A 15,033-nucleotide genomic window follows, 5' to 3' on the forward strand; every position below is an offset into this window, starting at 1 on the left:
GAATATTAAAAAAAGACTAGCATTCGCTAGTCTAAATGTTTCTTATATTCTCTTTGAGCGAAGAAGAAATAAACGATGCATGCAGCGATATAATACAGAATAAACAAGCCTACTTTTCCTAATGATCCATCCATAAAGAAAGTATTATGAAACGTATATAACGCAACTGCACTATGCATACTCCCTACTATAATTGGCGCAAAAAATAGCATACATAATTGCCAGCGAGAAATTTCCCATACTTCTTCCTTCGTCATTCCAAGTTTAGAGAGTGCACCATAATGCTTTCGGTCCGATGCAATATTATGAAACCATTTAAAATATACGATACTACATGAAGTAAGAAAGAATAATATACTAATGAATGAGCCTACAAATAGAGTAATATCGCCGCCTTCTTTCATATTTACATATAACTCCATATTACTTCGAAACGCATTATTATTATCTTGTTTCATATGTTTCCGTAAATCTTCATTTAATTTCTTCGTCTTTTCGATATTTGGTAATGTGTAGCCTCTATATATCATTTTTTCAGAATCGAGAACCTGATTTGCTATACTGTCAAAATCTTCATCATTCATAACGAAGAACAGACCATTAATGTACGAAGGGTGATAGTTAAATTGAACCCCTTCTTTCTGACCGTTAAATACGAATGAATATGGTTGACTCATTACTTGCAATTGAATCTCTTTTTGATTATATACATTCGAATTATTGTATTTATTATAATAAACGAGTGTCACTGTACCTTTTTTAGGACGATACATTTTCTTTTTTTGTTTCCTCGCTTCTTGGTTATATTCACTTTCCTTTATAAGCGGTGCTATTGTTGTTTCTCCTTTATTAGACCGAAAGGATGCATACACTCCAACAAAACTCATATATTGAAAATCATCATACCCGTATTGATTCAGTAATTTTTCAACCGCACCTTCCTCAAAGACTTCATGAGTAGAAATACCTTTTTCTATGTATGAAAACGAGTGTACCCCTCCAGTTCGCCACATATCTTGCATGCTAGAAAAATATAAGAACACCGTACCTGTTGCCGTAACTACAAACGTCGTTGCCATAGACATCAGAAAGAAAAAGCGACCATTTTCTTTCATTCGATGTGACAATTGGTTTACTATAAATAAATACGGATATGTATACATAATCTTTTTATTTCGTTTTATTATTTCTAATATTTGAGCAGTTCCGTGTGTAAAAGAAAAATAAGTTCCGAAAAAGACAAGTATAGACACAGGAAAAAAATAGAATGCTATCGTTGGCATCGTCGCTTGTAACGCTAACGCATATCCTATACCTAAACAAATAAAACCGAATATACAAAGCCACATTGATGTTTTCTTCTCTTTTTTATCTGTTCGAAATTCTTTCAATAACCGAATGATTTTTATATTCCATATGCGTAAAGCACTTATAAAAGATAAGACAATAAAAACGACCATATATGTAACAAACGTTACCCCAATTGCTCTCACATCAAATATGACAGGGAGTTCTTTCGGAAGGCCCAGTAACATACTAAATACCATAAAAAAGAGTTTCAAAAAGATCATACCAAGCCCAACCCCGAAAATATTCGCGAAAATCCCGATTAATATTTGCTCGGTCATTATCACTCCAATTACGTTAGATTTCGTCGCTCCCATTAACATATATAACCCTAATTCTTTCTTACGTGCCTCTATGAAAATAGAAGTAGAGTACAAAATAAATATAACGAAAAAAGAAATGATTATAACATTACATATAATAAGTCCCCAGCGTACGTTTTGATACCACATCGTCTCCTGCATATACGGATGCACAATAACCGACATATATGCAAAAGACGCAAATATCGCAAAACAACTACTTAAGAAAAATACTTTATAATTACGCCAATTTCCTTTTATATTTTGCAGCGCTAGTTGCCGAATGTTCATCTATCGTCCCCCTGTAACTTACTACATAGGCAAAAAGCTAGAGGTTTCCCTAGCTTTTTACGTGTTTTAAATATCCTCTTTGCGCGATCATAAAGTAAATTGCAGAAGCTACAATGTATGCCCCAATTACAATCGCACCTGATTTCCATAAATCAATATAAAGCATTTTTCCTAACGTATGAAGAGCAAACCCGCTATGAATAGAACCGATTAAAATCGGGATAAAGAAGATAACGCCCATTTGTCGAATTGCAATTTTACGAATTTCTTTATCTGTCATACCGATTCTCTTTAACGATTTAAATTGAATACGATCTTGTTCTTTATCGTTAAACCATTTAAAGTATGTCATACTACAAGCGAAGAAGAAGAATAGTACCGCTACGAAGAAACCGATGAACATTGTAATTGCTCCTGATTCCCTTATATTTTTATAAGCGAGCACCGAGTTATTTAACTCCTCTTGCTTATCTGGTGCAATCTCCTTTTTCAAATCTAACACAAGGTCTTCCGTACTTTTCCAGTCTTCTATATAATAACCGTAATATTTCGTCTTTTCTTCATCTGGTACAAGCTTTGCGTATTTCTCAAAATCTTGATCATTCACAATGAGATATTCACTATCATTAAAAACAGAAAATGAAGTTGGCTCATTTAATTGAACAGATTGCTTTTGTCCGTTAATTTTAATTTCATACGGTTTCGTACGATCTATCTTCATCATATCATTCGCCATATCCATTATGACCATCGTTGCACTACCTGGTGCATTATGAACTTCTCTAACTTGCTCTTTCTTTTGTTTACGTACTTCAGCGTTATATTCTTTTTCTGAAACAATCGCCATTGGCATCTCATGTTCACTGTTAAACATTGTGATTTTTTGCGTTCCAGGAAGTTTTACGTACGTTACTTCTCGCGCTTCTTCAAATCCGTGTTTTTTTATTAATTCTTTTGTTTTTCCCTCTTTTATGACATTATGCATATGGATTCCCTTTTCCTCATAAGAAATAGCATGCGGGGTACTAGTTACTGCCTTATAACTCATATCCTCAAAAAATACGTACAGCGTACCAACTGCTGAAGATACAACCGCCGTAATGATAGAAATTACAAATAGAAAACGGGCATTATCTTTCATTTTATAAATAAGATTGCTAAGTACGAACATATTTGGATATGTATAAAAAGATTTTTTTCGTTTTTGTAATGCCTTTAATACGACTGTACTACCTTGTGTAAATAGTAAATAAGTTCCGCCTATCGTCAGCCCTACAATCGGTAAAAACAGGATGACAAAATTCATAAATGTTACTTGGAAGCTAAGTACATATGCAACAATAATACATCCTATACCAACTACGCATAACCATGTAAACGCAAAAGGTTCTACTTTCTGTTTTCTTGCTTCTCTTAATAAATCAATAATTTGCAAGCGTCCTACTGTCCAAACGCTAAACAATGATAGAATTAAAAATAGAATAAAGTATACACCCGCTGTAATCAAAACCGCTTTACTATTCCATACGAGTGGAAGTGTTTTATCTATTTTCAATATTACGCTTAATGCTTGGAAGAATAATTTTGAACAAAGCATACCAAGTCCAATACCTACTACAATTGCAATACTACCTAACATAAGCTGTTCTAATATAATCATTCGGCCAAGTTGTGATTTTGTTCCGCCTATTAATGTTAATAGACCAAACTCTTTTTTCCTTGCTCTTAAAAATGTTGAATTTGCATATAAAATAAAAAGTGCTGAGAAGATGACTACAATATAATTCATCGATTCTAACCCTTTTGAAATCATCTCCCTCATACTAATATTACCGCTTACGACATCTGGATGATAAATGAAGGAAGCATACATGAAAAATACGACAATCGATAAACAACTGCTAATAAGAAACGCTTTATAATTACGCCAATTTCCTTTTACGTTATTAAGCGCGAGCTGGCGAAAGTTCATGATATTCTCCTCCTAGCATCGCAAGTACGTCCAAAATTTCTTGGAAAAAGGCTTGTTTCGTTCTTCCCTTATGTATTTCTGAGAAAATCTCTCCATCACGTATGAAAAGAATACGTTCGCAATAACTCGCCGCTACTGGATCATGCGTTACCATTGCAATTGTTACTTTCTTTTGTTCATGCAAATCTTGCAACGCGCTCATTAATGATTTTGCCGACTTAGAATCTAAGTTTCCAGTTGGCTCATCCGCTAAGATTAACGTCGGTTCATGAATAATCGCTCTCGCAGCTGCTGCACGTTGTTGTTGGCCGCCTGATACTTCATATACTTTTTTATTTAAAATGCCTTCGATATTTAAAAACTTTGCAATCTCAAGCACTTTTGCATCGATTTCATTTACAGATTTCTTCGCCATTACAAGTGGTAAAATGATATTTTCTTTAATCGATAGCGTATCAAGTAAGTTAAAATCTTGGAAAATGAATCCTAAATGTGTACGGCGAAACTCCGCTAATTTTGCAGCACGCATTTGATTAATTTCTTCGCCATTTACAAGCACATGACCTGAAGTTTGCTTATCAATTGTTGCTAATAAATTTAAAAGCGTTGTTTTTCCGCTTCCTGAAGGACCCATAATCCCTACAAATTCGCCTTCTTCTATTTTAAAATTTATATCATTTAAAGCAGTCGTCGCTACTGAACCTTTTGATTGATACACCTTCGTTAATCCTTTTACTTCAAGAACACTCATTTCTAATCCCCCTATGTGTTTTCTTCTTACATTTACTATAAGAAAAATAAGAAAAAGAAACGAGTGATTTCCCTTACAAAACGTTTTGTTATCTTACAGTTTTGTCATTTTTCTCATTAATGTATGATATTCTTCATCTTTTGCAAATTGGAACGTAAATGTTGTCCCTTCCCCTTCAGCCGATTGCACATAAATACCGTGATGTAAATTATCACAAATTTCCTTCGTAATATATAAACCCATTCCAGTCGCTTCTCTCGTTTTACGGCCATTTATCCCCGTAAAGAACGGATCAAATATACGCTTTACATCTTGCTCCGGAATACCGATTCCATTGTCTTTAATATGTAATAACACCTTTTGATCTTTCTCTTCAATTTGAAATTGAATTTCCTTTTTCTCTGCTTCTGAAATTCTCGTATACTTAATTGCATTTACAACAATTTGCCCTATAGCAATACTAAGCCATTTTCTATCAGATGCAACCATACAAGTATCTTCTTCAAACATTACTTTCGGAAATACAGACGATTGAATGAAAGACTTTCGATTTTCATTAATAATACCTCGAATAATATCTATCACATTTACTACTTCTACTTTATAATCTTTCGCAAATTGCTCTAACCTTGCCATATGTAACGCTAAATCTAAACCATTTAGTATACGGTTATTTTCTTCACGAATACTTTCAACTGTTGCTCTCGCTTCACGATGCTCTTTACCAAACTTCTGTAATAGTAACTCAATAACAGATACTGGTGTCTTCATTTGATGAATCCATTGGTTCATAAATATCATTTGCTGTTGCTCTTTCGCATGCTGTTTATGAACTTCATTCATATATTGCTGTCTTAATAGCGTAAAAGATTCAACGATCATCTCTTGTTCTGTCGTATACGAAGTATCAATAAGTAAAGAATCATGTAATGTATTTCCATCAGCAACATATTTTTCGATTCTCTTTAAAAAAACACTTCTTTTTCGGTAATCGTAAATGAGGTATACAGTAAACACAACTGTCCCTAATAAAAGTCCGTATAACCACGTACTCCAATCAATTGATCTTTTTTCTAAAAGACTTTGCAACTGCAATACGAGTCCAAATAAACAAAGACTTACAACATAAGAAAGAAGTAAAGCAAAGCGGTCTATGAGGTAACTTTTAACCTGCATGCCCTTCACTCCACTCTGTAAGAAGCGCATAACCGTATCCACGTTTCGTTACAATCGCATTTTTAATACCTAGCTCCTCTAGTTTCTTCCTTACGCGCTTTACATTCACAGTCAGTGTATTATCATCAACAAAAGCTACTTCATCCCACAGAGCTTCTAACAATTCTTCACGCGTTACATATTGATTCGCTTGTTTCATTAAACACTCTAATAAGTAAAATTCATTTTTTGTCAGCTCTGTTTGTTGCCCTTGCCACTCAACAACGTGTTGGGACGGGAATAACAAAAGTCCATTCACACCTAAACAATCACTTTCTGCCGCAGAAGCATACTCACCATACCCACGTCGAAGTGCACTTTTCACCTTAGCCATGACAATATCTAAATGGAATGGCTTTGTAATGTAATCATCTCCGCCATTTTCAATTGCCATTACTTGATCCATTTCCCCTGTTCTTGCAGAAACAAAAATAATCGGCGCATTCGATACAGTGCGGATTTGACGACACCAATAGAAACCATCAAAATATGGTAAATTGATATCCAGTAATACGAGATGTGGATTCACTTTTACGAATTCATCTTTTATATGACGTAAATCAATTGCTCTAAATGATTGATAGCCATACCTTTCTAAATGCTCCTCTAATATTCCCGCAATTTTCTCATCGTCTTCTACAATTAATATTTTATACATGTTCTCTTTCTCCCCATAAATATTCTTCTAAAATTACTTCTTTTTCTATTATAAATTGAAAATTTAATTAGTGGGGATTTTTTCCTATCTTCGTAATTTTTAACTAGCAGCCTGATTCACACCTAACTTCTTTGCTTCAGCTGAATTTTGAGGCGGGAATCTTACTACTTGCAAATAGCAGAATAAAAAAAAGACCGCCATACTTTGGCAGTCTTAATCGATAAATTCAAATTCATATTCAAGAATTTTTACAATATCTCCGTCTTTTGCACCACGTGCACGAAGCGCTTCATCAATACCCATTCCGCGCATTTGGCGAGCGAAACGACGTATAGATTCATCACGTGAGAAGTCAGTCATTTTGAATGTCTTCTCGATATCATAACCAGAAATAACAAACGTGCCGTCACTTTCACGTGTAATTTCAAATTTAAGACTTTCAGCATCAAATTTATACATTACACTTGCTTCAGACTCTTCAACAACATCGTACATTGGGAATTCTGGTGTTGTTTCTAATAAGTTCGCTACTTCAAATAGTAAATCACGAACACCTTGTTTCGTTACAGCTGAGATTGGGAAGATTTTTACTTCGTCTCCCACTTTCTCTTTAAATGCTTGTAAGTTTTCTTCTGCATCCGGCATATCCATTTTGTTTGCTACAACAACTTGTGGACGCTCTGTTAAACGCATATTATATTCTTTTAATTCATTATTAATTGTGACATAATCTTCATATGGCTCACGGCCTTCTAAACCAGACATATCAATAACATGTACAATTACACGTGTACGTTCGATATGACGTAAGAATTGGTGTCCAAGTCCGACGCCAGCATGTGCGCCTTCAATTAGTCCAGGAAGGTCAGCCATAACGAAGCTGCGGTTATCACCAGTTTCAACAACACCAAGATTAGGAACGATTGTTGTAAAGTGATACTCTGCAATTTTCGGACGCGCTGATGATACAACAGATAATAATGTAGATTTACCTACACTTGGGAATCCAACAAGTCCAACGTCTGCTAGCACTTTAAGTTCTAGAATGACATCACGTTCTTGACCTGGTTCTCCGTTCTCAGCGATTTCAGGTGCTGGATTCGTAGCTGTTGCGAAACGCGAGTTACCACGGCCACCTCGGCCACCTCTTGCGATTACAGCTGTTTGTTCATGCGTTACTAAATCGGCAAGAATTTGACCTGTTTTTTCATCTTTTACTATTGTTCCTGGTGGAACCTTTACGATTAAATCTTCAGATTTACGTCCGTGCTGACCTTTACTCATTCCGTGCTGACCACGATCAGCTTTGAAATGACGTTGGTAGCGGAAGTCCATTAATGTACGTAAGCCTTCCTCAACAACGAAAACAACATCTGCGCCTTTACCACCGTCGCCACCTGCTGGGCCACCTTTTGGAACATACTTCTCACGACGATACGCAACCATTCCGTTACCACCGTCGCCGCCTTTTACATATATCTTGACCTGATCTACAAACATTATTTCACCACACTTTTTTCGATTGGTTGTAATATAACTGAGACTTCTTCGTCTCGTACTGTATAAGAAATGGAATACCATTTATTGTTTTGGTTCGCAAGCCAATTCTGTAGTTCTTCTACACTCGTTAGCTTACCACGAAAATCAAAAAAGAAACGAGCATTCTCCGCGTCACATTCAATTGTGATACAAACATAATTTTCAACATATACGTCTAAACTATGCTGAAGCATTGAGAAGAATTGATTCGCCCATGTACATACAGTCTCATCTAAGTGAGATAAGTTATGTAATTCTCCTAATACTTCGTACTCCAATAAGCACGGCTGCTGTTTCCAATTATATGTTAAAATCCACTCTGAAAATAAAGGCATTGATAACCCCATCAGATTGGATTCTTGTCTCGCTTCTTGGACAAAACGATCGATGAGCCGATGAATCTCTTCCACTTTTCCAAGGGAAAGGTTTCCTTTAACCATCTGCATACGATTGAGCCAATCATGTCTTGAATGACGCAACGCATCTATAATTGTCCATTTTTCATTCATTTAGATACCCCTTAATATAGAAAAACTCTAACCTGCACTCAGGTTAGAGTTTTCCGTGAGTTCTTATGCTTCTTGAGCAACAGGATATACGCTCACTTGTTTGCGGTCACGGCCAAGACGCTCGAAGCGTACTACGCCGTCAACTTTCGCGTATAAAGTGTCATCGCCACCACGACCAACGTTAACACCTGGATAAATTTTTGTACCGCGTTGACGGTAAAGAATTGAACCACCTGAAACCGTTTGACCATCTGCGCGTTTAGCACCAAGACGTTTTGACTGAGAGTCACGACCGTTCTTTGTACTACCTACACCTTTCTTAGATGCGAAAAACTGAAGATCTAATCTTAACATACGTTACACCTCCTGCACTTTTTCTATTAAACGGATATACTTTCCGTAATCAAGTTCGATCGTCTTTAGCGAAACAACTAATCCTTCTAAAAGCGTTTGAGCTTTTTCTGCTGCATGAACGTCTAAATCATTAGGCAATTCATACGTTAAGAATCCACCATCACTTCCGAGTTCAATAGTTGCCTGCACATTACAAAGCTCTTCCACTGCATTTATAGAACCAAACACAACCGCTGTAGTTCCAGCACAGACAAGGTCTTGTCCATGTGGCGCATAATCGGCATGTCCAGTCATTTTAAATGATTGGATACTTCCTAATTTCGTGCGACTTATCGTAATTTTAATCATGTTAACCTGAATTAAGCGTTGATAGCTTCAACAACTAGCTTAGTGTAAGGTTGACGATGACCTTGTTTCTTACGATTGTTCTTTTTCGCTTTGTATTTGAAAACGATGATTTTCTTAGCGCGACCTTGTTTTTCAACTTTAGCAGTCACTGTTGCGCCTTCTACAACTGGGCTACCAACTTTAACGTTTTCGCCACCAACGAAAAGAACTTTGTCAAAAGTAACAGTTTCACCAGCTTCAACATCTAATTTTTCAATGTAGATTGCTTGACCAGCTTCAACTTTAATTTGTTTTCCACCTGTTTCGATAATTGCGTACATACTTGCACCTCCTCTTAATTACTAAGACTCGCCAAAAACGAGGTAGACATAAATGCCTTTAGGGAACCTGTCTTGTGCGGTTGTAGCATATAGCCGTTTAGGTGCTATAAACTATAACATAAAGATGTTATCATGAATCATAGACGGTTGTCAATAAATGTTCTGCTAACTATTTTTTCCGTTCTACAATTTCTTTTTCACTTCCAAATCTTATAATAGCGTACTTTTCGATAGTATCATCTTTGAAATAAATTTCAAATGGAATATTTTTTTGTAATTCTTTTTGTAAAAATTGTTTTTGCAGATCTTGAGGTGCAGCAATTAATACTGCTTCATCCTCTATATTGCCATATGTAATGAGTTCTCGCTCTAACTCATAAGCAATCGTTTCATACGACATTACATACCCCGTCGCCTTACACGGTACACACTCTTCTAGCAATACGTCACGTAAAGAATGTTTTTTACGTTTACGTGTCATCTCCAAAATCCCTAACTCAGTAAACCCAAGTACTCTTGTATAAGTGCGATCATTTTGCATAGCAGCTATGAGACGTTCTCTTACCTTTTCTTTATCTTCTCGTTTTTTCATATTAATAAAGTCGATTAATATCATTCCACCAATATCACGAAGTCTTAATTGGCGAGCGATTTCGTCAGCGGCCATTTCATTTGTACGAAGTACTGTATCTTGTAAATTTTGTTTTCCGGTAAACTTCCCCGTATTCACATCTATTACAGTCATCGTCTCCATTTGTTCCACAATCAAATAAGCACCGTTTTGGAGCCACACAATTTTTTGAAGTGCTTTTTCAATTTCTCGCTCTATTCCGAAATGATTAAACATCGAAGATTTTTCATTATAAAAAGATACTTTTTCTTTTCCGACCTTGTCTTCTAATTCTTTTACTACACTTCTTGTATCTACAACTATTTTTTCGATTGTTTCAATTGGATTCTCTTGAAATACACGATCTAAAAAAGTCGCTGGTCGATGAAGTAATAGCGGTGCCTTTCCTTGGCCCTCTTTTCTTTTTAACTCTTCATATAACTGCTGTAACCTTTGCATTTCAGTTTGTATTTCTTCAATTTCTCCTTTTTCAGAAGCGGAGCGGAAAATATACCCTCCTGTCCCTTCTACTTCAATTTCGAGTAACTGCTGTCTTCTTTTATTGTTTTTTATTTTCCGAGAAACAGCGCGCATTTCATCATATGGCATATAAACGACATATTTCCCGGTAAATTCTATATTCGCTGTTAATTTCGGTCCTTTCGTATCAATTGCCTCTTTCACAACTTGTACGAGTACTGCTTGTCCTTCATGTATACGATAAGAAGACGGTACATCATCATATGAAAGGTACGCATGTTTTTCTAAACCGATGTTTACAAATGCTGCATTCATTCCAGCAATTGTTCTTACGATACGTCCAACGTAAATATACCCAACAATCTCTTGTTCTTCATTACGTTTCCATAAAAATTCAACAATTTTGTTCTTCTCTTCAATTGCAACGCGCTTTTCCGATCCAGCATAGTTCATGTATAAGGTTTTCAAATTTCTTTCCTCACTTTATAATCTTCTTTGTTTTTACAATAATAAAAGGTTAGTGCTATCGTCAACACTAACCGATTAATTCTTCAACAGATGAAGTTGTTCGTTTTTCAGTAAAATACGCATAGAGTAATTCATTTTCATCCAATGTGTAATGCTCTTTATATTCTCCATGGACGATAATAGAATGCTTATATCCTCTACGAAATTTGGTGAAAATCGTATATAAACGATCTTCTGATTGCACCTCTATAGGTGCAATCTTTTCAATCCCTCTTTTATTTCCGTAATAACGCTCTAATAAAAAGCGCATAAACGCATAACGTCTTTGCTTCCATTCTTGATATAACGATATTGCTAAAAATATGAGTAGTACCCACATCATAATATTGTTACTATTCCAAAGTAACTGCCATCCTAATATGACACTAAAAAAAACACATGACAATTGCATCATTTTTTCATGTGCTTGTAAATAAGGAAAACGATATGATAATACATTAAACAACACTTTCCCGCCATCAAGTGGCCAAATAGGGAGTAAATTAAAGGCTAAAATAATTATATTATTCCACATAAAAAAATAATATAATTCCGCATTCAGCCAGCCAATCTCAAACAATATATACCCTACTAGCATCATCCAAATATGTTGAATAGGTCCTGCAATTACGACAACAAGTTCCTCTTTCAATGATTTATTTCCATGTTCCTCAAGCTCAGCCACACCACCAAACGGTAACAGTTGAATTTTTTTAATACGCCAATTATAATGCGCTGCTGCAAAAGCGTGACCGAGTTCATGAATGAGTACGATACAAAACAACAATAGTAACTCTTTAAAACGCGCCGTAAAAATACCAATAACTATAATAACCCAAAACAACGGATGCACTGAAATTTTCGTTAAAACTTCCTTATATTTAATCAAATGAAATCACCTGAATCGGATCAACAAATTTTTCATTCTTTTTTATTGCGAAATAAAATTTCCCATTTTTATTATTTGCATCATTACTCACCGTTCCAATTTTTTGTTTCTTTGAAACGTAATCATATAACTTTACTGACATATCATTTAAATTTGCATACCACGACTCCGTGCCATCTGCATGTTGAATTTGAACTGTATTTCCAAGTTCCTCTTTCTTACCCGCAAAAACAACTAATCCTTCATTTACTGACTCAACTGTTGCATTTGTAGCCGTTTGGACAAATACACCTTGGCCATTTTTTTGAAATCCTTGCATTACCTTTCCTGAAGCAGGAATTGCATAGTCTTTTTGCTGAATAGTCCCTTCCTTTTTCTCGTTAGGCGAATAGAAGACGAGAGGTTTTCCAAACTGTTTTTCATACCATTTCGCTACAGTAGCAAACTGAAACTCCTCTTTCATCACTTTTTCTGTAACAGCTTTAGCACCATCGAAAGAAGAAGGCGCATTCTTATACAAAATAGCAATTGAAAGAACTAAGATTGCTGATAATAAAACTTTGAAGAAAAAGACTTCCTTTCGAAACAAAGGATGAATTTCCTTTTCTCCCTCTTCAATAAATACCCCTTCACTATCAAAATTCCCCCCGGCAAAATACTGCTCTTCCTCCATTCTTTCTTGCTCTGCCTTCCTTTTCGCAATCCGCTTTTTAATTTCTTCTACACTTCTATTCTTCATACTGTCTCCCTTCTTTCGCTAACCTTATTTAAATAGAAACAGTTGTATACAGTTTGTACATATGTATGAGCTAGGAAAGAAAGATATTCGTATGAAGAAAAAAAGAAAGCACTTCGCATATGTGCGAAGTGCTTTTAACGGATGCCAAAGAAGTTTTTCATCTTTGTAAATACCGATACCTTTTCTTGTTCAAATGCTTGTAATGGTACATTCTCACCCAACAAGCGTCTTGCAATATTACGATAAGCTAACGCTGCTTTTCCACTAGGTTGCAACGCTACAGGTTCACCTGTATTTGTAGCACGAATAACTTCATCATCGTCTTCAACAACACCAAGAAGCTCGATTGATAATGTACGTACGATTTCATCAACATCTAACATATCCTGTTCATGAAGCATATGACTACGCACACGGTTAATAACAAGTTTCGGTGGTTCAATATCCTCTTTTTCTAAAAGCCCAATAATACGATCTGCATCACGCATTGAGGATACTTCTGGCGTCGTAACAACGATTGCTTTATCCGCACCAGCTACCGCATTTTTAAATCCCTGCTCAATCCCCGCAGGACAATCAATTAATATGTAATCATAATCTTGACGTAATACTTGTATTAATTCATCCATTTGTTCAGGTGTTACCGCTGATTTATCACTCGTTTGTGCTGCAGGTAATAAATAAAGATCATCAAAACGTTTATCTTTAATAAGAGCCTGAGGTAAACGACAACGCCCTTCAACGACATCAACAAGATCAAATACAATACGATTTTCCAGCCCCATTACTACGTCTAAATTTCGAAGACCAATATCTGTGTCAATTAAGCACACTTTCTTTCCAGATAAGGCTAGGGCTGTACCAATGTTCGCAGACGTTGTAGTTTTACCTACTCCGCCCTTTCCAGATGTAATTACTATTGCCTCTCCCACAGCTATACAATTCCCCTTTCTAACTTTGTTAAATTAGGTCTAAGATGAGTGAGAAGTTGCAGGCGATCGACAACAATGTGATTGTCCTCATTAATATACGCACATTCTGCCGTCTCCGCTCCGTCTTCTTTCTCTTCCGGAGCCCGCATTGCCACATCACTAATTCGAAGTTGCATCGGGTTCATAACAGATGCAGCGATTACAGCCTCTGAATCCCCATAATACCCAGCATGTGCAATCCCTCTTAATGATCCTACGACAAAAATATTCCCCCCAGCGATAACCGTTCCGCCTGGATTAACATCTCCAATTAACAATAAATTTCCTTTTACATGTAAAACTTGTCCAGAGCGAACAATTTTGGAAATAGGGACAATCTCTGTTTCTTCTTTCCATGCTATTGCTTCCGATTTAGTTATAACATCACTTTCAATTGAATCCACAACAAGATTCTTTTTATTACGAATTAACGTACGAAGCTCTTCTTGGTGGACTTCTGTTAAATAACGATTTCCCACTTTCACATGCACTTCAATTAAAGAACGCCCATCGCCATCATAGTAATGTGTAGATAGTTTTTCGTCCAATTCTTTCAGTAATTCAGAGAATGAACAGCAGTCATCTAAATGAAGCGTTATCCCGTCTTTTGTCCCTTTTATCGTTACATTTTGTTGCTTTTTTTCTTCCACTAAAGTTCACCCCACCGATTCAATTCGACATAAAATTAGAAAATCCTTTTTTCTTTTTCTTCCATCGCTCTTGAAAGACGCACTAAATATCGTCTCAGTGGGAAACAAACTATCAATATGAAAATTCCATTCAGCAATAAAGTAGAAAGGAGACGATCCGTGAAAAAGACATACGCCGACATATGAGTACGTCCTAACAAAGTTAAAAATCCATACACATAATATTCTAATGCTACAATGCTAGCTAATACGATAGACACAACAATGAATAAATTCAATTGTAGTACCTTCATCACACTATAAACTAAATAAGCTAAAATCGGATAAGCAAATATATATATACCGACAAGTTCTGTGTATACGGTATCAAATAAGAAACCAAATAATAGCCCGTAATAAATCCCTTGGACCGGACCATAGTACACAGTAACAAAACATAACACAATGATAAAGAAATGCGGCGCTGCTATACTGTCTTTCCAAAAAACTTCTGTTGGAACAATAGTAGCAAACATATTTTCAAACAGAAAAACAAAAAGGAGCAAAAGAGGAAGAGCTGCTCTTTTTAAAATCTTCATCAT

16 protein-coding genes and 1 other annotated feature are annotated in these 15,033 nt (G+C 35.9%); all 16 genes read right to left on the bottom strand.

What is annotated here, in order from left to right:
- Positions 1-26: 26 nt before the first annotated feature.
- Positions 27-1,940, bottom strand: a complete 1,914-nt coding sequence (locus tag MHH42_RS22485; protein ID WP_340894164.1) for an ABC transporter permease — start codon at positions 1,938-1,940, stop codon at positions 27-29.
- 49 nt (positions 1,941-1,989) lie between these two features.
- Complete coding sequence (locus MHH42_RS22490; RefSeq protein WP_340894166.1) at positions 1,990-3,912, bottom strand: ABC transporter permease; 1,923 nt, start codon at positions 3,910-3,912, stop codon at positions 1,990-1,992.
- Positions 3,887-4,663, bottom strand: coding sequence for an ABC transporter ATP-binding protein (locus MHH42_RS22495; protein WP_000114533.1), 777 nt, complete (start codon positions 4,661-4,663; stop codon positions 3,887-3,889). The genes MHH42_RS22490 and MHH42_RS22495 overlap by 26 nt, the downstream gene beginning before the upstream one ends.
- A gap of 93 nt (positions 4,664-4,756) precedes the next feature.
- Complete coding sequence (locus MHH42_RS22500) at positions 4,757-5,839, bottom strand: HAMP domain-containing histidine kinase (protein WP_001197402.1); 1,083 nt, start codon at positions 5,837-5,839, stop codon at positions 4,757-4,759.
- A complete protein-coding gene (locus MHH42_RS22505) occupies positions 5,829-6,536 on the bottom strand; it encodes a response regulator transcription factor (protein WP_000276708.1) in 708 nt (235 codons plus the stop codon). The genes MHH42_RS22500 and MHH42_RS22505 overlap by 11 nt, the downstream gene beginning before the upstream one ends.
- Before the next feature lie 213 nt (positions 6,537-6,749).
- Positions 6,750-8,036 carry a GTPase ObgE gene (gene obgE / locus MHH42_RS22510; protein ID WP_000497121.1) on the bottom strand — a complete coding sequence of 429 codons (1,287 nt, stop codon included), beginning with the start codon at positions 8,034-8,036 and terminating at the stop codon, positions 6,750-6,752.
- Positions 8,036-8,584 carry a sporulation initiation phosphotransferase B gene (locus MHH42_RS22515; RefSeq protein WP_001003572.1) on the bottom strand — a complete coding sequence of 183 codons (549 nt, stop codon included), beginning with the start codon at positions 8,582-8,584 and terminating at the stop codon, positions 8,036-8,038. The genes obgE and MHH42_RS22515 overlap by 1 nt, the downstream gene beginning before the upstream one ends.
- A 63-nt stretch (positions 8,585-8,647) precedes the next feature.
- Positions 8,648-8,938 carry a 50S ribosomal protein L27 gene (rpmA, locus tag MHH42_RS22520; RefSeq protein ID WP_000944957.1) on the bottom strand — a complete coding sequence of 97 codons (291 nt, stop codon included), beginning with the start codon at positions 8,936-8,938 and terminating at the stop codon, positions 8,648-8,650.
- A gap of 3 nt (positions 8,939-8,941) precedes the next feature.
- Positions 8,942-9,286 carry a ribosomal-processing cysteine protease Prp gene (locus MHH42_RS22525; protein ID WP_001973720.1) on the bottom strand — a complete coding sequence of 115 codons (345 nt, stop codon included), beginning with the start codon at positions 9,284-9,286 and terminating at the stop codon, positions 8,942-8,944.
- Positions 9,287-9,297: 11 nt separating this feature from the next.
- Complete coding sequence (rplU, locus tag MHH42_RS22530) at positions 9,298-9,606, bottom strand: 50S ribosomal protein L21 (protein ID WP_000270907.1); 309 nt, start codon at positions 9,604-9,606, stop codon at positions 9,298-9,300.
- Positions 9,607-9,620: 14 nt separating this feature from the next.
- Positions 9,621-9,698: a sequence feature (ribosomal protein L21 leader region), on the bottom strand.
- Between the two features lie 77 nt (positions 9,699-9,775).
- Positions 9,776-11,164, bottom strand: coding sequence for an Rne/Rng family ribonuclease (locus MHH42_RS22535; RefSeq protein ID WP_340894169.1), 1,389 nt, complete (start codon positions 11,162-11,164; stop codon positions 9,776-9,778).
- 67 nt (positions 11,165-11,231) lie between these two features.
- On the bottom strand, positions 11,232-12,092 hold the full coding sequence (gene spoIVFB / locus MHH42_RS22540) for a stage IV sporulation intramembrane metalloprotease SpoIVFB (RefSeq protein WP_000598976.1): 861 nt from the start codon (positions 12,090-12,092) through the stop codon (positions 11,232-11,234).
- A complete protein-coding gene (spoIVFA, locus tag MHH42_RS22545; protein ID WP_000797540.1) occupies positions 12,085-12,831 on the bottom strand; it encodes a stage IV sporulation protein SpoIVFA in 747 nt (248 codons plus the stop codon). The genes spoIVFB and spoIVFA overlap by 8 nt, the downstream gene beginning before the upstream one ends.
- A gap of 134 nt (positions 12,832-12,965) precedes the next feature.
- The gene (gene minD, locus MHH42_RS22550; protein WP_000503310.1) at positions 12,966-13,763 is read right to left on the bottom strand and encodes a septum site-determining protein MinD; all 798 of its coding nucleotides are present in this window, start codon (positions 13,761-13,763) and stop codon (positions 12,966-12,968) included.
- Between the two features lie 2 nt (positions 13,764-13,765).
- Positions 13,766-14,452 carry a septum site-determining protein MinC gene (gene minC, locus MHH42_RS22555; protein WP_000391516.1) on the bottom strand — a complete coding sequence of 229 codons (687 nt, stop codon included), beginning with the start codon at positions 14,450-14,452 and terminating at the stop codon, positions 13,766-13,768.
- Between the two features lie 35 nt (positions 14,453-14,487).
- Positions 14,488-15,033, bottom strand: a complete 546-nt coding sequence (gene mreD / locus MHH42_RS22560) for a rod shape-determining protein MreD (RefSeq protein WP_000975760.1) — start codon at positions 15,031-15,033, stop codon at positions 14,488-14,490.

Origin of the sequence: Bacillus sp. FSL L8-0099 (assembly GCF_038006385.1) — a bacterium.
GTDB lineage: Bacteria > Bacillota > Bacilli > Bacillales > Bacillaceae_G > Bacillus_A > Bacillus_A toyonensis.